Below are 18,430 nucleotides of genomic sequence, written 5' to 3'. Positions count from 1 at the left end.
CCCGGATAACCTCAGGCCAGTTTTACAAAAGCATTGGTCAACGGATAGCGGCGCTCGCGCCCGAATGCGCAACGGGTGATCTTGACACCGGGCGGGGCTTGACGACGCTTGTATTCCGCACGATTCAACAGCATCCATACCCTTTCAACCTCGGCATGAGGATAGTCCGTTTCTGCCGCAACAGCTGAAACACTTTTGCGCTCCTCAATCAGCTGCTCTAGGATAGAATCCAGCACCGGATACGGAGGCAGACTGTCTTCATCTTTCTGGTCGTGGCGCAGTTCCGCTGTGGGTGGCTTGTCAATGACCCGCCGTGGCATCACAGGCCCAGCCGGCCCAAGAAGCCCCTGCGAGCAACAGCTATTACGCCATTCTGATACAGCAAAGACCGTGGTCTTGTAGATATCCTTCAAGACGGAATACCCGCCGCACATATCACCGTACAGGGTCGCATACCCGGTGCTCATCTCGGACTTGTTACCCGTTGACAGAACCATTGGACCAAACTTGTTGGAAAGACCCATCAAGATCACACCCCGCGTACGGGACTGCAAATTTTCTTCTGTAATATCAGGCAGATGGCCGGAAAAGAGAGGAGCAAGCATCTGATCCCACGCCTCAACAGCCGGAGCAATGGGAATGGTATCAAGACGGCATCCCAACAGACGCGCAACCTCGGCAGCATCATCCAGACTTTCGCGCGAAGTGTAGACTGACGGCATCATCACGCACCAGACACGGTCGGCGCCCAGCGCATCCACCGCAATAGCGGCCGACAAGGCACTGTCAATGCCGCCTGAAAGCCCCAGCAGAACGCCGGGAAACCCATTCTTGGTTACGTAGTCGCGCAAGCCAAGAACCAAAGCCCGGTAGATGTACTCCTCCCGCCGCGGATACGCGGCAAGGGACGACGCGCCCCCGTCCGGCCACCATCGCGCATCTCGGCGCGACCACGTGCAAAATGTGACGCCTTCATCCCACGGCGACGCGGCATGGCACACGGCAGCATCGCACCCGAGAACGAAGGAAGATCCATCAAACACCAATTCATCCTGACCACCTACCTGGTTGACATACACCAAAGCCAAACCGGTTTCGCCCACACGGGCCGCGGCGTGCTGCTGCCTTTCGGCAATTTTGTCCAGTTCCCACGGAGAACCATTGAGCACCACCAGCAGCTCTGCCCCATTACAGGCAAGAGAGCGGGACACATCCGGGAACCACATATCCTCACAAACCATAACCCCCATGCGAACACCACGCACCGTGACAGGCTGTGGCAGGGGGCCTGCAGAAAAAACCCGTACTTCGTCAAAAACGCCATAGTTCGGCAGGTGATGCTTCAGAATAATATCCTGAATTACCCCCCCATCCAGAACCAGGGCCGCATTGTAAACTGCACCATTCTGCCGCCAGGGGGCACCGACCAGAAGAGCGGGCCCACCATCCGCTGTGAGAGCGGCAAGAGCCTGAAGCTCACTCTCTATCATATCCAGGAAGGCCGGGCGATATACCAAATCCTCGGGCGGGTATCCGCACAGGACCAGCTCACCCGTTATCAGAAGGTTGGCTCCTTCTGCCGCAGCTTTGTCTCTGGCATCCCGAACCAGTGCCGCATTGGCCCGGATGGCACCAACAGTCGGATTGAGCTGCGCCAGCGCCAGCTTCAGGGTATCAGCCATCACCATGATCATTCTGCGATATCAAAACCAGCGAAGTCCGGCAAGCTAGGATGGAGACAGACCCCTGTCAACGCGCAAGACGACAGAACACACAAGTCCGCCGATAAAAAGATATGAAAGGAACGATTACCAAGCCGCATACTGTTAACGTGAACGGCGCAGCAGAAATTCACGGCCAACCTTCACCCTGGGTTCCCCTCCATAGGCAATAATATCAGCCGTTGCATAGGTCTCCTGCCAGGAATCCGGTAGGAAACTGCCTGTTCCAATCACATCCACCGGCGCCCGAGCATACCCGATAACACGGCACTTCTCCGGAGTAAAACCCGATGAGGCCACAATCCGCACACCGGGGAAACCTGCCTTGTCCAGGCAATCACGCACGTGCCATATAGCTGCCGCCGATACGCCCGTTCCAATAAGATGCTTCAGTTCCCGATCCGTACGGTACCCCCGAATGGCCTGAGGGGCATGTTGGTCCAGAACAGCATAACTGGATTGAGGATCAAGCCCTTGCAGAAAACGCCCGCCATGCGTATCCAGACGCACGGCAAGGCGCCCCGCCACGGCCAGATCCGGGAAAGTACGGCATACCTCAAGAGCGTCATCTACTTCCTGCCCGAAGTAATCCACTAGGACTATTAGAGGATCATCAGGGAACGTTTCATGATACATCCTGGCGGCCTGCACCGTTGACCCGGCATAACCAATCAAGGCATGTGGCATGGTCCCCATACCCTCACTACGGCCAAACCAGTGCGCTGTCGCATCTGTGGCATTGCCCGTAAAACCACGCGCACCAGCCCTCTTGCGGGCAGCAGAAGAGCCAACAGAGGCCGCATAGGCCATCAAGGCAGCCATCTCTGTTCCGGCACAATGCCGTGCATCCATGGCCAGAAAATCAACATGAGGCAGCTCGCTGCACATGGCTTCGGCCTGCCAGGCGGCAACGCAGGCAGCGCCCAGTTTCTGTAACAACAGTGTTTCCAGCTCGACCAGAACAGAGAAACGACCGGTCACAAAAAGAAGCGGTTCCCCCGCACCAACACGGTCCCCTTCCGCAAAGGGTTCCTCAACACACACACCCGGTCCGTCTTTGGGGACAACGGCCTCCAACCACTCACGCGCCATGCGCGTTGCAGCCAGAACCGGGCGGCGCAAGAAAACAGCATAGGTGACATCAATATCACCAAACCGCTCAATAATGTTTCGGGTACGGGCAAAATACGCGTCGGTCCACGCCCGAACAGAATCAGGCGAAGGGGGAAACCTGTCCAGCAATCCTTCCAAGATGATATCCTTTGCGCCCCAGACCAAAGCAGAAGAAAAAATGCGACCGATCAGGCTCCCACGGCGAACCCGGACAATGGCTGCCCCCGTCGCTCCTCCTTCAGGGCCTGGGCGACCAGGAAGGCAAGGTCCAAAGACTGGGCCGCATTCAGGCGGGGATCACAAAAGGTATGATAGGCATCCCCCAGCCTGGCTTCGGTAATAGCCTGGGATCCGCCGATACACTCCGTCACATCACGCCCGGTCAGTTCCAGGTGCAAAGCCCCGGCATGACTGCCTTCAGCCCGATGAACGGCGAAGAATGTCCGCACCTCGGCCAGGATGCGGTCGAAACAACGGGTCTTGTAGCCATTGGCAGCCTTGTGGGTATTGGCATGCATCGGATCGCAAGACCACACAACCTTGCGCCCCTCGCGTTGCACAGCACGGATCAGGGCAGGCAGACGCGCCCCCAGAGCCTCTGCCCCCATACGGGTAATCAGGGTCAGGCGTCCCGCCTCGTTAGCGGGATTGAGAATATCACACAGCCGCAAGAGCACATCCGGCGTTGTCCCCGGACCAACCTTGACAGCCACCGGATTCTGGACGCCGCGCAGAAACTCCACATGCGGCCCTTCGGGGTCGCGGGTACGCTCGCCAATCCACAGCAGATGGGCGGAACAGCAGTACCAGTCCCCCGTTGTGGAGTCCACACGGGTCAGGGCCTGCTCGTAGGGCAGCAGAAGCGCCTCGTGTGATGTGTAGAAGTCCGTCTTGCGCAACTGGGGTACGCGCTCCCCCGTCAGGCCGCATGCATCCATGAAGCACAGGGCTTCCTGGATACGGTCTGCCATTTCCTGGTAACGGGCCGCCTGATCAGAGCCATTGACGAAGCCAAGCGTCCACTGATGAACCTTGTGGAGATCGGCGTAACCACCTTCTGCAAAGGCACGCAACAGGTTCAGGGTCGCTGCAGACTGGTTGTAAACCTGCATCATGCGCTGCGGGTCCGGCGTACGGTCCTGCAGGGTAAAATCCGGGCCATTGATCATGTCGCCCCGGTAACTGGGCAGCTCCTGGCCATCCTGCATTTCCGTTGCAGCAGACCGGGGCTTGGCAAACTGGCCGGCCATGCGCCCAACCTTCACAACCGGGCACGACGCACCGAAAGTCAGGACAATCGCCATTTGCAGAATAACACGGAAGGTATCGCGGATCGAATCGGCCCGGAACTCCGAGAAGCTTTCTGCGCAATCACCGCCCTGAAGCATAAAGGCACGCCCTTCAGCGACCTCGGCCAAGGCACTGCGCAGGCGACGGGCCTCCCCGGCAAAAACCAGAGGCGGCAAGCCCCGCAAGGAATCCTCCACGGCTTGAAGCTTCTGCGGATCGGGATAGGTCGGCATCTGGAATGTCTCAAATGGCCACCCCGCCTCTACTGCCGAGTGCACAATGCTCCTCCAGCTTTCGGGGGTCCATTTTCCAGACATAACACCATCATCCTTCTTAAAGCAGACAGAGAAAAAGACTCTGACAAAAACAACAGGGAGTCTGAGATATAGGCTCCATCCGCATACAGACGCAAGCCAACAGACCAAAAGCAGGCAAAAAAGTCAGCCCGTTACCTCGCCACCCCTTTTATGGGCCCGGAGCATAAGGTCTGCGAAGCAACTCACGAGGACAAGGCATACGCAGCTGAAACAGGATTTCCTTTGTATCAAGACGGGTACTTGTAACAAATCACACGGATGCCAGATCGGGCCGTGGTGTACGCAGGGTTACAAATTCCTCGGCTGCTGTGGGATGAATGCCAACCGTCGCATCAAAGTCCTTCTTGGTCAGGCCGGCCTTTACGGCAATGGCGAGCCCCTGGATGATCTCCGGCGCATCAGGGCCAACCATGTGGGCCCCGATCACAACTTGGGTTGCCCGATCGACCAGAAGCTTCATCATGGTGTGTTCCTCCCGCCCTGAAAGGGTATTCTTCATCGGACGAAAGCGGGTCATATACACATCAACAGGGCCACGGGCACGCGCCTTCTCTTCGGTCAAGCCAACCGTACCGACAGCGGGCTGGCTGAAAACAGCTGAGGCCACATTTGCATGGTCCGGAGTCATCGGATTGTTGTTGAATTCAGTTTCAGAAAAACAGGCGCCCTCCCGGATTGCAACCGGGGTCAGGTTGATACGGTTTGTCACATCACCCACGGCCCAGATGCTGCTGACATTAGTCCGGGACCAAGCATCAACCTGCACTGCACCGGTTCGGGGATCCAGCGCAACCCCAGCCTCTTCCAACCCAAGACCCGCCGTGTTGGGGGCCCGACCTGTTGCGTACATGACCTGCTCACAGGCCAGGATCCGGCCATCCTGCAGCGTTACCATCCGGCGACCATCCTTCTCGCAACGGATGGACTGCACCTGAGTTTTGCGACAGATTGTAATGCCCTGATGCTCAAGCTCAGCAACTAGGTGCTCGCGGATATCCTGATCAAAACCACGCAGGATATTGTCGGCGCGGATGACCAAGGTGACCGCGCATCCCAAAGCATGGAAGAGGCCCGCGAATTCCACCGCAATGAATCCCCCCCCGACAATCACAATGCTGTCGGGCAAGCGAGGCAAATCCAACGCCTCGTTGGATGTTATGGCATGCTCAACCCCTGGAATATCCGGCAGGACAGGCCACCCACCAACAGCGACCAGTATTCTCTGTGCCGTCATACGGCGACCATTGACCTCAACCGTATGCGGATCAACAAGCCTGCCGCGCCCCTCTACCAGCTCGACATGATTTGACTTCAGCGTATTGCGATAGACCGCTTCTAGGCGATCGAGTTCTCGGTTCTTGCTCGCCACAAGCGCCGGCCAATCAAGATGGACATCACCGACAGTCCAGCCATATCCACGCGCATCCTGAAAGGAACGGGCAAACTCTGCCCCATAGATCAATAGTTTCTTGGGAACACAGCCACGAACGACACAGGTTCCGCCAACCCGGCTTTCCTCGATCACAGCAACACGGGCTCCATACCCACCGGCAAGACGGGATGCCCGAACACCGCCAGATCCAGCGCCAAGCGTTACAAGATCGTACTCAAAAGCTGCCATCATGCCTTCCTGATTGTTACCCGGGCGCCGGCATGCCTGGCGCACTATATCCGGGCATTAAAACCGACCTAACTCATGCAGAGAGTACAGAGAAGCTGTATCGCTCTGCCATAAATGACATCCCTGCCCGCACCAGAGGTTCCGCACCACCGGGCAGTCCCCCCATATGCTCGACCACCGCAGCCCAAGGAGCACCAGAGGGAACGAACAGATCCGCCCTCACACCACGCCCACGCGCCACCTTTTCCAAGGCCGCCTTCAACAGCTGACGCCCGAGCCCCTGCTTCTGATGCGCACCCAGTACTGTGAAATGGCTGATCAACCAGTGCTCGGGCACACCGGGGGGATGGCCGGGAGCAACGCAGATAAAGCCGACAGGACCATGCATGGAATCCGCTACAATAGCTTGGCCACCATTACGCGTTGTTGCGCGGGCCTTCAGCCATTCACGCCATTCTGCCGCACGGTCACCGGCCGACAGAACCAAGGCTGTTGGCGGCATTCCCCAAGGAACAGCAGCCTGCAAACCAATCCTGTGTATAAGGCCCAATGCGTCTGCATCGATCAGGGTTGCTTCCCGAATAACAGTTCCATCAGATCCAGCCACACCGCATACTCCCTGTCTTGCCTTGAAGGAATCACCCGCCTGCCCTGCAAAGTCAACCCATGCCCCAACGGCAAGGGCAAAATGACATGGTGTGGAGAAGCAGAAGCAGACAGGATCCCTGCATCAGAAGAAGAATAAGGACTCAAGCCTGCAAAGGTAGCGGTCCATCCATCACATCAAGAAGATCATGACCAGACAGCTTGTCAACAAGCGGATACAGGTCCCATATTGGCACCCTACACAGATCTGCAATTTCAAGCAGGGATCGTGTGCCATCGGACCAGGTAATCAGGTCCATCATCAACCGCACCTCTATGCCACTCGATTTTGTGGATAACGTTGGGTACAGCCCCCTCTTTCCCAACTGCGGCTCACAGAGGACCTTGACCTTGGGATAACCATTCTGCTCGATCGCCTCAATAGCCCGCAAAAGGGCATTGTATCCGCCCTCAAGTCCCTCGGGGGTGACGACATGATCCAGATCATCCAAGGACGTATGATACTCGTCATACTCGGCGTATTTTGTCCTCATAATCGAGGCCATAGGCAAATCTACACCAGGGGCACAATACTGCCTCTCGTCACTCCCCCTGTCACTCCATGTATAAGCTTTGTATTCAGGGCAGATATGCTTCAGAACATGCTTCGCAACATGATCGCTGATGGTTGCCCCATGGCGTGACGGAAGATAGGAATAGGCACGGTTATCGCCAATGCATGTCACATTGAAGCCAGCAAAAACCCTGGACTTCAAACTGTCGAAATTCCGGCTGATATAACAAATGGATCCTATTGTTTCCGGTATAAAAACAATACGGTAGCTGAATCTATTATCCCCTCGCTCTTTTAACCACTTCGCAATATACGTCGTGACCGTTGGGCCGGAGAGTTCATTGTTTGCCATTGAAGGATGACAAACATACGTTGACAGAAACACTTCTTCCTTGGAACAACCTTTCAGCAGCAGCTCCCCGTATGTCAGGGATCCATCGAAAAGATCGGTGTCAATAACAACCTCGTACTCACCATCAACAAGAGTATCACGCAGGATCTGCGGCAAACAAAAGCCCCAGCGTTCTTTGTAGTACGAGGTAATGTACGGTATTGCTGTTGGCTGGTCTGGAAGGGAATAAAGATGCTTCTGCAGGTCTTCAAGGCTGATCTTCTGCTTTACCGGAATACTGTATCCAACAAGGTGTAAATTGTTTGACCTGAAGTCGCAAAGCTTCTTCCCACTTGGGTCGATAATGTAAGCCTCCCGGACCCTCCACTCTTTTGGAACTGTCCAGTCAAAAACCTGTGTCCCGCTTGGCACCTCATGGATCTGAAGCTCCGGAATAATGCCCTTGATTATTCGCAGCGTCTCTCTGACACCTTCCCCGGTAAGGCTGCGATTAATACCCCAAAGCCGCCGTGCAAGCTGGTGAATATACTGACCTGTCAAGGTGAGTTCTCCAAAGAGTACAGCATTCCCAATGCGTTTCCCTGCTCGATAATCTGCTCCACAAGATTAAACATAGCCTTGCTTCTAACAACGCGAAGACCTGACCCGACCAAAGGTCTGTCGCCCTTGTACAAGCCTTTCTCCCACAACAGCTCACCGGCAGGGTTGACATGTGTTCGCACACCATTCTCCAGATCCCTGACATAAAGCCGGTAGGACTTGTTTGCCATAACGCCATGCCAATCTGTGTATGGAGCTGTGAAGGTCTTAAAAAACCGATAATCAACTTTTTTGACTTCTTCAACGTGATGATAGAACGTCATGCTGTTCTGATCATCTAGATCAAGAACAGCTATTTTTCCATCTATCCTCTTCAGAATCCCGAACGGCGATTCCTCTGAGTAACCGCTTTCGTTATCGATATTCTCGAATTCTTTTGAGCGATATCCAATCGCGGCAAACGAATAAACAGGGTGCCCGGTCCTGACGGCTTCTGCATGCACACGCCCAGATTCTGTCAAGGCACCCATTTTTGACGGGGTATGCCTGATGTCAAAGGGAGTCCCCGATGTAAAATCAAAATTGAACAATGGTAGCAGGAGCGTCCCCCTTGCCCCAACTGCATCAAGAAAGCTTTGCAACACATGCCCCGGTTCAACGACAAAACCGGCACGCCGACACTCCGCGAGTGTACGTTTAATGCTGCTGTGAACGAGGACAGTATCTCCCGGCTCGACACCAGCCCCAGCCCACCTTGTTTTCAAGGCGACCCGCGCACTTTCTTCCACGCCCACCATGCGAACAGTCCCGATCCCCCAACACCAACGGAAAGCATACTATTCCACCGTCACGCTTTTGGCCAGATTGCGCGGCTGATCAACATCCGTACCCTTCAAAACAGCAACATGATAAGCCAGAAGCTGAACAGGTAGTGCGTACAGGATGGGGGCTACAAAGGGATCAACCTCGGGCAGAATGACGGCGTGAACAGCACTGTCCCGCATACGGGCAACACCACGGGCATCCGAGAACACAATAACACGCCCACCTCGTGCAACTGTCTCCTGAACGTTGGATATGGTCTTGTCCAGCAGCTCATCACCGGGCGCAATGACTACAACTGGCACCTTGTCATCGATCAGAGCAATCGGGCCGTGCTTCATTTCTCCCGCAGCATACCCCTCAGCGTGAATGTAACTGATTTCCTTCAGTTTCAGGGCACCTTCCAGAGCAATGGGATAGCTGGATCCACGCCCAAGATACAAGACATCACGAGCTTGCATGACGTCTTCGGCAATACGGCGAATATGCTCGTCATGATTAAGAATTTCTGCCACACGTGCCGGCACTTCACCCAAGGCATGGGCCAACTGCATTTCCCTTTCGGCTGTTACAGCACCACGGGCGCGAGCCAGCGCGAGGACAAGGCAGGCAAGAACAGTCAACTGCGTTGTAAAGGCCTTGGTCGATGCAACCCCGATTTCGGGCCCGGCCAATGTGTGCAGGATGGCATCACTCTCCCGGGCCATTGTGCTTTCAGTCACATTGACCAAGGACACAATTTTCTGACCATGAGCCTTGCAATACCGTAAGGCTGCCAAGGTATCGGCCGTTTCACCGGACTGCGAAATGAAAAGGGCCAGCCCGCCGGGCTGCAATACCGGGTTCCGATACCGGAACTCGCTGGCAACATCAATGTCAACCGGAATACGGGCGATCTGCTCAAGCCAGTATCGGGCAACCAGTCCCGCATAAAATGACGTGCCGCACGCCACAATGGTAATGCGGTTGACCGAAGCCAGATCAAAAGGAAGATCAGGCAAGGTAACCGTACGGGTCAACGGATTGACCAAGGCCCGCAGACTGTCACCGATCACCTGGGGCTGCTCGAAAATCTCCTTGGCCATATAATGGCGGTGCCCCCCCTTGCCAACCGCCGCACTGGACAGGGCGCTGACATGAACCGGCCGCTCGACCTTCAAGCCTTCTGTATTGCGGATCTCGACCCCGCTGCGGCTGAGGATGGCCCAGTCCCCCTCCTCCAGATAGCTGAGACGGTTGGTCACGTGAACAAGGGCAAGGGCGTCCGATCCAACAAACATTTCCCCCTGCCCATACCCAACGGCAAGCGGGCTGCCACGCCGGGCCGCTATCATCAGATCCGGCTGTCCGGCAAAGATAACAGCCAAGGCAAATGCCCCTTCCAAACGCAGGAGCGCCTTGTGCGTCGCCTCAACAGGGTCAGCACCCGGCTGCCAATACGAGCTGATCAGATGAACAATGGTTTCTGTATCCGTATCACTGCGGAACACACAGCCTGCCCCCTCCAGCTCGGCCCGCAGGGCACTATAATTTTCGATAATGCCATTATGCACCACCGCAACCCGACCATCGGAATGCGGGTGGGCATTGCGCTCAACCGGCACACCATGCGTAGCCCAGCGGGTATGCCCGATACCAACGCTTCCGGACAGGGGGGCCAAGGCAAGCCGGGCTTCAAGATTGACCAGCTTGCCTTCAGCACGGCAACGGGCAATTTCGCTGCCAACCAGCGTTGCGATACCGGCACTGTCATAGCCGCGATACTCAAGACGCTTCAGCCCTCCCACCAGAAGGGGGGCTGCATCCTGTTCACCAATGACACCAATAATCCCGCACATGCTCTTCTTTCCTGTCAGCCGCGTGTTGCTTCTTCTTTTTTGCTTTTATGAAAACGGATCCCCCATTGCTCCACATTCTTCTGCTCTGCCCGCTCCAAGGCCAGTGCCCCAGCGGGAACGTCACGGGTCAGCACCGATCCGGCCCCGGTCACTGCCCCGTCCCCAACTGTGACCGGAGCAACCAAAGACGTATTAGATCCAATCAGAACCCCCGCCCCAATGTCCGTACGATGCTTTTTATACCCGTCGTAATTACAAGTAATGGTCCCCGCCCCGATATTCGACCGCGTTCCAACAGAAGCGTCGCCGATATAGGATAAATGGTTGACCTTGACACCATCGGCAAGCACCGCATTCTTGATTTCCACAAAGTTACCGACATGCGCTTCGGCCCCTATATTCGCACCAGGACGCAGCCGGGCATACGGCCCAAGAACGGCACCCTCGGCAACTCGGCATCCCTCAAGGTGGCAGAAACCCTTTATCTCGACGTTGTCAGCCACCGAGACACCCGGACCAAAGATAGTAAAGGGCCATACAACTACATCCTGCCCCAACCGAGTATCCCAGCTGAATGTAACGGTATCCGGCTCAATCAGGGTAACGCCGGATTCCATCATGCGCTGCCGCATGCGCCTTTGGGCAATAGCCTCACAGGCAGACAGCTCTACCCGGGAATTGACGCCAAGAAACTCTTCCTCAGGGCCTTCCACAACAACACAGGCACGGCCATCCGCGCGAGCCAAGGCAACGACATCGGTCAGATAGTACTCACCCTTGGCATTTTCATTTCCCACCTGTTCCAGCCAGCGCCAAAGACAGGCACCATCAATCGCCATCACACCCGAGTTACACAGACGCAGACGTTGCTGTGCCTCGTCGGCATCCTTGGCTTCCACAATCCGCTCAAGACCGGAAGGCCCCATAACCAGACGACCATAAGCACCGGGATCAGCAGCTTGGAAACCAAGCACAGCAACCCCGGCATTGCTGTCCCGACGGGCTTGGACAAGGCGACGGATTGTATCGGCCTGCAGAAGCGGCGTGTCGCCATAAAGCACAACAACCGTATCCGGCATACGGCCAGTCACAGACATTACAGAACGGGCCTGCAGAACAGCATGAGCCGTTCCCAAACGATCCCTTTGTATCGCTGTCGGGACGGGGCCAAGCATATCAGAAACAGTCCCGCCCTCTGGCCCAATCACAGCCACCAACTGTTCAATGCCAGCACAGCGCGCTGCATCGGCAACATGAGCAACCATCGGGCGCCCCAGCACGGGATGCAACACCTTCGGACGGGTTGATTTCATACGGGTGCCGAGGCCTGCAGCCAAGATAATGGCAACAGAATCAGGGACGTCTTGGGTAACAGTCATACAGGGTCCCCCTGAAACCGGAAGGAAAAGAACAACGGAAAAGGCCGGAAAAAGCCCAACACCTTGAGACAAGGCACCCTGCCATACCAGATACCGCTATCCAAAATCAAAGAATGTTACACTGTATTATAGATACAGCCTGCCATCTTGCTGAACCATGACACCTTTCGGGAATACAGCCTTGACGAATGGGGGCACACAGCTTATAAAGCCGGCCTCCCAAACACGCTGACCTTATTAAAGGGCGGTGATGTAAGGGAAAAGTACCGGGCGATTAGCTCAGCGGTAGAGCACACCCTTCACACGGGTGGGGTCGCAAGTTCGATCCTTGCATCGCCCACCATCAAGGCCCCCTAGGTCATACCTGCGGGGCCTTGTTTTCATGTGGAAAAAGATACCAGCAGTCCGCTCATCAGACACCAGCCAAAGGCCCCCGCACACACGACGGGGGCACCCGGATATCAGCGCAGGGTCTCAAGATAGGCGATAATATCGCGACGCTGCTGCTCGCTCTTGACCCCGGCATAGGACATCTTATTGCCAGGTATGAAGTCCTTGGGATTTGTCAGCCACTTATCCAGATTCCCGGCATCCCACTTCCCACCATGACCGGCGACAGCATCTGAATACTTAAAACCTTCGGCATGAGCAATTTTGGCCCCGACAACTCCAAACAGGTTGGGACCGACCTTGTTGGCCCCTCCCTGATCAAACGTATGGCAGGCCGCACAGACCTTCACCGCCTTCTTGCCCAGAGCCGCATCACCGGGGCGCAGCTCAGCAGAAGCCGATCCGGACTGGGTTGCGGCCTTGCGGAACGTCATGGCCCCGGCAACGCGGGGCGCTTCATCCGGTGCGGCAGCCGAATAGACCAACCCACCGAACACTTTCGCTCCGACGACGGCAACAAGGGCAAGCCCGACGGCTGCTCCCAGCTTGTAAACGGTCTTCATACCAATCTCTCCAACGGCTCTACTTTCCGCGGTATCCCGCCCCTTCCCCGGGGCAAGACCAGCGACACGCTCCTCTGACTTCTGGAATTACACAGAATCCAGAGCCCTGTGCCAGAACAATCTTTTCTGTACCGCCGTGTAGCATAGTTTGTGGCGACCTCTGCACCACAAACAGACAAGCCCCTCCATCCTTTTTACACACCATATCTGGACGCGACAAACCCGCCCTATCCTTGATCAAGAGGCCGGGCCTTGCGATCATCGCCCAAAGCAACAAACGTAAAGGTTCCCTCGGTGACCTTTTCCTCAACTCCCGTATAACGGCGCCGGACCCATGCCTCCACCCGCACCCCAACCGAGGTGCGCCCCCTTTTTATCTCCCAGCAGTAACAGTTGAGTTCGTCACCCACCATCATGGGCTTATGGAAGACAAACCCATCCACAGCAATTGTAACAACACGCCCTCCGGCAACCAGACGGGCATAAGATGCGCCGGCCAGATCCATCTGCGACATCAGCCAGCCGCCAAAGATGTCACCATCAGGATTCGTATCCGCAGGCATGGCGATCGTACGCAGATACAGGGAGCCATCGGAATGGGGGTTTGCTTCGCTGGCTTTTCTCATGGTCCGCCTGTCCTCTGACGCAATGGCAAGCACCCGGATTGTGACTTTCGGAACTCCTGAAGGCAATCAGCTATTTCCGTCTGTGACAGGATATAGTAACCCTGTCCCCTTGGGCAGGCACGGCTCTTCGGCCGCCCGCCATCTCCGGTGCGGCCCCGTACCGGAGATGTATGCCACCGTACATCACAGCAAACCGCGCGAGTGCCATGTCAGACCTGTTTCAGTTTCTTGCCCCGAAGTCACAGGAATATACCGCCAAGGACATTGAAGTCCTGGAAGGTCTGGAACCCGTACGCAAACGCCCGGGCATGTATATCGGTGGTACCGATGAGAAAGCCATGCATCACCTGGCGGCAGAGGTCCTGGACAACGCCATGGACGAAGCCGTGGCAGGACACGCCACCTTCATCGACCTGGAACTGTCAGCCGATGGTTTTGTGACAATCCGCGACAATGGCCGCGGCATCCCCGTGGATCCCCATCCGAAGTATCGGGACAAGTCGGCGCTGGAAGTCATTCTGACCACGCTGCACTCCGGTGGAAAATTCGGGGGCGATGCCTACAAGGTCTCGGGCGGGCTGCACGGGGTGGGAAGCTCTGTGGTCAATGCCCTGTCCGAACTGATGATTGTCGAGGTTGCCCGGGACAAGAAACTGTGGCGGCAAAGCTATGTGCGCGGCACCCCCCAAGGCCCGCTGGAACTGGCCGGTACGGTATCAAACCGTCGCGGTACCTTGGTCCGGTTCCGTCCGGACCCGGACATTTTCGGTATCCGTGCCCGGTTCAGGCCGGCAACCCTGTACCGGATGGCACGCTCCAAGGCTTATTTGTTCCGAGGTGTCAAAATTCGCTGGTCCTGTGATCCGGTGCTCTTGGACGGGTCGGACTCTGTCCCGGCATCAGAAGAACTGCACTTCCCCAACGGACTGGAGGATTTTCTCGCCACAACCCTGCGGGAGCGGGCCACCATATCGGGCCTGTATGCCGGCAGTGCGTCCCTGGCTGATGATATGGGCAGTGTGGAGTGGGCCCTGTGCTGGCCGGAAGATCAGGAAGGCTTCTTTTCTTCCTATGTCAACACCGTCCCAACCCCCGAAGGCGGCACACACGAGCAGGGATTGCGCAATGCCGTCACCAAGGGGCTGAAGGCCTATGCCGAGCTGACCGGGAACCGAAAAGGCTCCACGCTAACAGCAGAAGACGTGCTGGGCGGAAGCTGTGTCATGCTGTCCGTGTTTATCCGGGAGCCCCAGTTTCAAGGGCAAACCAAAGAAAAGCTGTCATCGAGCGAGGCAACCCGTCTGGTTGAACAGGCAGTTCGCGACCTATTTGACCATTGGCTGGCCGGGGCACCGGCTGCGGCTAATGTTCTTCTTGAACACGTTCTGAATCGCCAGGAGGAACGCCTGCGGCGGAAGCAAAGCCGTGAAATGTCACGCAAATCCGCCACCAAGAAATTACGCTTGCCCGGCAAATTGGCCGATTGCTCACGCTCTGTCGCAGAAGGAACCGAACTCTTCATTGTCGAAGGGGATTCTGCCGGCGGATCGGCCAAGCAGGCCCGCAACCGGGAAACACAGGCCATTTTGCCGCTGCGTGGCAAGATCCTGAACGTCGCCTCGGCCAGCGCCGAGAAACTGCGCGCCAACCAAGAACTGCAAGACCTAGTGGAAGCCTTGGGCTGTGGTTCCGGCAACCGGTACGATTTAGAAAAGCTGCGCTACGGCAAGGTCATCATCATGACGGACGCCGACGTGGACGGGGCCCATATCGCAAGTCTCCTCATGACATTCTTTTACCGTGAAATGCCGAGCTTAATCGAGGATGGGAGGCTGTATCTGGCCATGCCGCCCCTGTATCGCTTGACCCAGGGCGGGAAAAGTATCTATGCGCGGGATGATGCACACCGGGACCAGATCATGTCCAGGCACTTTAAGGGCAAGGGAAAAGTGGATATCAGCCGGTTCAAGGGTCTGGGTGAAATGCCCCCAACCCAACTGAAAGAAACCACGATGAACCCGGCAACCCGGACCTTGCTTCAGGTTGTCTTGCCCGGCAAGAAAACCGAGGAAGAGCTGGAAGACAGCCGGGCAACCGCCAGCTTGGTGGAACAGCTGATGGGGCGCAAACCCGAGCTGCGGTTCCAGTTCATTCAGGCCCACGCCCGTTTTGCCCGTGAACTGGACATATAAGGGGCCACCCTGTAAAACCGCCCTTTGCCACAATCCGTTCAGATACAGTTCATGCACGCACGGGCATTATACCCCCTGTGCCTCTCCTGTTATTGTTGTAGCACTCACTTTTTGCGCACCCAACTCAACGGGGCTCCGGTTTTTCCGGTGCCCCGTTTTTTTAGCCTGTTTAGCCCCCTTGAGGCCGTAACCAGTCCGAAGCCCAGCGCAGACCGTCCAGTGTTGTCCCCCTAGGCTTGTATTCACACCCGATCCATCCGTCATATCCGGCCCCATCCAGAAGGTCGAACATGTAGCGAAAGTTAATCTCTCCCAGCATGTCCGGCTCATTCCGCCCCGGAACGCCCGCAACCTGAATATGCGCAATCCGACTCATGTTGCTCTCGATAAAATCGGTCAGGGCTCCCTGTGTCATCTGGGCATGGTAAACATCGTACAGCATGTAAAGGTTACGATGCCCCGTTTGCTCCAGAACCACAGCAGCATCATCCGGACGCGACAGGAAGTAGCCGGGCACAGCCTGCCGGGAGATGGGTTCGATCAAACACCGCAGCCCCTCGGCTTCCAGCTGACTGGCCGCATAGTCGATATTGGCCATATAGACATCCAGCGCTTCCTCCCAGTCTTCTTCCGGAACAACACCGGCCATGACATGAACACAGGAACACTCAAGATGCCGGGCATAGTGGGCGGCAAGCTCCAGATCCGACCGAAAGTCATCTTGACGGCCGGGCACGGCAGCAAGCCCACGCTCTCCGGCAGCCCAGTCACCCGGGGGGGCATTGAACGCAACAATCTTCATCCCCGCGGCAACGGCCTTGTCGGCCACCTCCTCGGCGGGGTAGAGATAGGGAAACGCGAATTCACACCCCTTGAACCCTGCTTGGGCCGCAGCGGAAAAACGGTCGAGAAAAGGCTGCTCTGTAAAAAGAACAGAAAGATTGGCAGCAAAACGTGGCATGAAACCTCCGGAACAAACGGCGCTACACTATGCGCTTGCAGGCAAGGGGGGAAGCACGTTTTAACAGGCGGCAAGACTTCCCCGACCAGAACGGGGCCGTTGTACAGATGAGGAAAGCTGATGAACCACGATCTGCTGAACAAATACAATCTGCGGCTTCCGCGTTACACCAGCTATCCAACGGCACCGCACTTCTCGGCGGCCGTAACACCGGATCTCTACCGGACATGGCTGGAAACACTGGACCCCGAAACACCGGTATCCCTGTATCTGCACGTGGTTTACTGTGCTGAAATGTGCTGGTTCTGCGGATGTCATACCAAAATCACCAAGCGGTATGCGCCCATTGCAGAGTACCTGGAAACCCTGCTGCAGGAAATTGACCTTGTGGCCAATGCCCTTCCGGCACGTTTCACGGCCAAGCATATCCACTTTGGGGGGGGCAGTCCCACCATCCTGTCGGCACCTGACTTCACGCGGCTGATGCAACGCCTCAAGAACTGTTTCTCGTTTTCCCCTGATGCAGAAACAGCCGTCGAGCTGGATCCCCGTACAGCCGATGAAGCCTACATCCAGGCCATGGCAGCAGCCGGTGTAAACCGGGCATCTGTTGGTGTGCAGGACTTCAATCACAAGGTACAGGAAACCGTTAACCGGATTCAGCCTTTCGAACTGGTTGCCTCGGTATTCAAGTGGCTGCGCCGGCACGGTATTGACCGGATCAACATGGACCTGATGTATGGACTACCCTACCAGACCACCGCCAGCATTCTGGATACGGTGGACCGGGCTGTCAGTCTGGGGCCACAGCGTATTTCACTGTTCGGCTATGCCCATGTTCCCTGGATGCGCAAGCACCAGACCTTGTTGCCCGAAGACTGCCTGCCCGGGTTCCGGGACCGATGGGAGCAGTACGAAGCTGCCACAAAGCGCCTGCATCAGTATGGCTATGTCAGTATCGGACTGGATCACTTTGCCCTTGCCAACGATACGATGGCCATTGCCCAGACCGAGAAGCGGCTGAACCGGAATTTTCAGGGGTATACAACAGATACCGCCCCCGTTCTTTTGGGTATGGGCGCATCGGGCATTGGGTCCCTGCCCCAAGGATACGTTGCCAACGAGGGGGAGGTGCACGCCTGGAGACGCATGATCTCCGGTGGTATCCTGCCAATTCGTCGCGGCATTGCCATATCCGATGAAGACCGTATGCGACGCATGGTTATTGAACGGCTGATGTGCGACCTAGAGGTTGACCTTGGTGACATAGCCTCATCTTTCGGGCGCGGACATGACTATTTCACCCCTGAATTGAATGGGATGCAGGACTTGGAGAAAGACAACCTGGTTATCCGGCACGAACACATGCTGCGCATGACAGAAGAGGGAAGGCCGTTGGTCCGCGTCGCCGCAGCACGTTTTGACCAATATCTGAAACAAGGCGAACTCAAGCACTCCAAGGCTATATAAAGCTCTACGGTCAGGATTGGGCGGATCAGGCACATCATCCCCTTGGCCTTCTGGACAGAAGGCCGGATTCGCCGGT

Annotated in this window: 14 protein-coding genes and 1 tRNA gene; 3 read left to right on the top strand and 12 right to left on the bottom strand. The window is 56.4% G+C overall.

Annotated elements, in window-relative coordinates:
* Window positions 1–11 precede the first annotated feature (11 nt).
* The 9 genes from AY555_RS07045 to glmU form a co-directional block, all read right to left on the bottom strand.
* Complete coding sequence (locus AY555_RS07045; RefSeq protein ID WP_066136752.1) at window positions 12–1,682, bottom strand: NAD+ synthase; 1,671 nt, start codon at window positions 1,680–1,682, stop codon at window positions 12–14.
* Window positions 1,683–1,826: 144 nt separating this feature from the next.
* Window positions 1,827–2,972, bottom strand: coding sequence for a nicotinate phosphoribosyltransferase (locus tag AY555_RS07040; protein ID WP_245176897.1), 1,146 nt, complete (start codon window positions 2,970–2,972; stop codon window positions 1,827–1,829).
* Between the two features lie 50 nt (window positions 2,973–3,022).
* Entirely contained in the window at window positions 3,023–4,441 is a 1,419-nt protein-coding gene (locus tag AY555_RS07035; RefSeq protein ID WP_066135117.1) for a class II 3-deoxy-7-phosphoheptulonate synthase, read from the bottom strand.
* Between the two features lie 250 nt (window positions 4,442–4,691).
* Window positions 4,692–6,062: a glutathione-disulfide reductase gene (gene gor / locus AY555_RS07030; protein WP_066135115.1), complete on the bottom strand. Its 1,371-nt coding sequence runs from the start codon at window positions 6,060–6,062 to the stop codon at window positions 4,692–4,694.
* 73 nt (window positions 6,063–6,135) lie between these two features.
* A complete protein-coding gene (locus tag AY555_RS07025; protein ID WP_066135113.1) occupies window positions 6,136–6,669 on the bottom strand; it encodes a GNAT family N-acetyltransferase in 534 nt (177 codons plus the stop codon).
* A gap of 142 nt (window positions 6,670–6,811) precedes the next feature.
* Window positions 6,812–8,113 (bottom strand): DUF4910 domain-containing protein, encoded by a 1,302-nt coding sequence (locus AY555_RS07020; protein ID WP_066135111.1) that lies wholly within the window; start codon window positions 8,111–8,113, stop codon window positions 6,812–6,814.
* Window positions 8,110–8,910, bottom strand: coding sequence for an AAC(3) family N-acetyltransferase (locus AY555_RS07015; protein ID WP_066135109.1), 801 nt, complete (start codon window positions 8,908–8,910; stop codon window positions 8,110–8,112). Before AY555_RS07015 ends, AY555_RS07020 begins: the two co-directional genes overlap by 4 nt.
* A 39-nt stretch (window positions 8,911–8,949) precedes the next feature.
* Complete coding sequence (glmS, locus tag AY555_RS07010; RefSeq protein ID WP_066135107.1) at window positions 8,950–10,773, bottom strand: glutamine--fructose-6-phosphate transaminase (isomerizing); 1,824 nt, start codon at window positions 10,771–10,773, stop codon at window positions 8,950–8,952.
* A gap of 14 nt (window positions 10,774–10,787) precedes the next feature.
* Window positions 10,788–12,152: a bifunctional UDP-N-acetylglucosamine diphosphorylase/glucosamine-1-phosphate N-acetyltransferase GlmU gene (gene glmU / locus AY555_RS07005; RefSeq protein WP_082812078.1), complete on the bottom strand. Its 1,365-nt coding sequence runs from the start codon at window positions 12,150–12,152 to the stop codon at window positions 10,788–10,790.
* A gap of 268 nt (window positions 12,153–12,420) precedes the next feature.
* Between glmU and AY555_RS07000 the strand changes: the two genes are divergently transcribed.
* Window positions 12,421–12,495: transfer RNA gene (locus AY555_RS07000), tRNA-Val, on the top strand.
* A gap of 118 nt (window positions 12,496–12,613) precedes the next feature.
* Here AY555_RS07000 and AY555_RS06995 read toward each other — a convergent pair.
* Window positions 12,614–13,105, bottom strand: a complete 492-nt coding sequence (locus AY555_RS06995; protein WP_245176896.1) for a c-type cytochrome — start codon at window positions 13,103–13,105, stop codon at window positions 12,614–12,616.
* A 227-nt stretch (window positions 13,106–13,332) separates the two neighbouring features.
* On the bottom strand, window positions 13,333–13,731 hold the full coding sequence (locus AY555_RS06990; protein WP_066136744.1) for an acyl-CoA thioesterase: 399 nt from the start codon (window positions 13,729–13,731) through the stop codon (window positions 13,333–13,335).
* 206 nt (window positions 13,732–13,937) lie between these two features.
* Here AY555_RS06990 and parE point away from each other — a divergent pair, with 206 nt between their 5' ends.
* Entirely contained in the window at window positions 13,938–15,923 is a 1,986-nt protein-coding gene (gene parE / locus AY555_RS06985) for a DNA topoisomerase IV subunit B (RefSeq protein WP_066136742.1), read from the top strand.
* A gap of 169 nt (window positions 15,924–16,092) precedes the next feature.
* On the opposite strand, the gene otnI is transcribed toward parE, so the two are convergent.
* Window positions 16,093–16,884, bottom strand: coding sequence for a 2-oxo-tetronate isomerase (gene otnI, locus AY555_RS06980; protein WP_066135105.1), 792 nt, complete (start codon window positions 16,882–16,884; stop codon window positions 16,093–16,095).
* 120 nt (window positions 16,885–17,004) lie between these two features.
* Here otnI and hemN point away from each other — a divergent pair, with 120 nt between their 5' ends.
* Complete coding sequence (gene hemN, locus AY555_RS06975; protein WP_066135103.1) at window positions 17,005–18,354, top strand: oxygen-independent coproporphyrinogen III oxidase; 1,350 nt, start codon at window positions 17,005–17,007, stop codon at window positions 18,352–18,354.
* The last annotated feature ends 76 nt before the right edge of the window (window positions 18,355–18,430 follow it).

The organism is Haematospirillum jordaniae (assembly GCF_001611975.1).
GTDB classification, from domain to species: Bacteria; Pseudomonadota; Alphaproteobacteria; order Rhodospirillales; family Rhodospirillaceae; genus Haematospirillum; species Haematospirillum jordaniae.
This window is presented reverse-complemented; position numbering and strand designations above follow the sequence as displayed.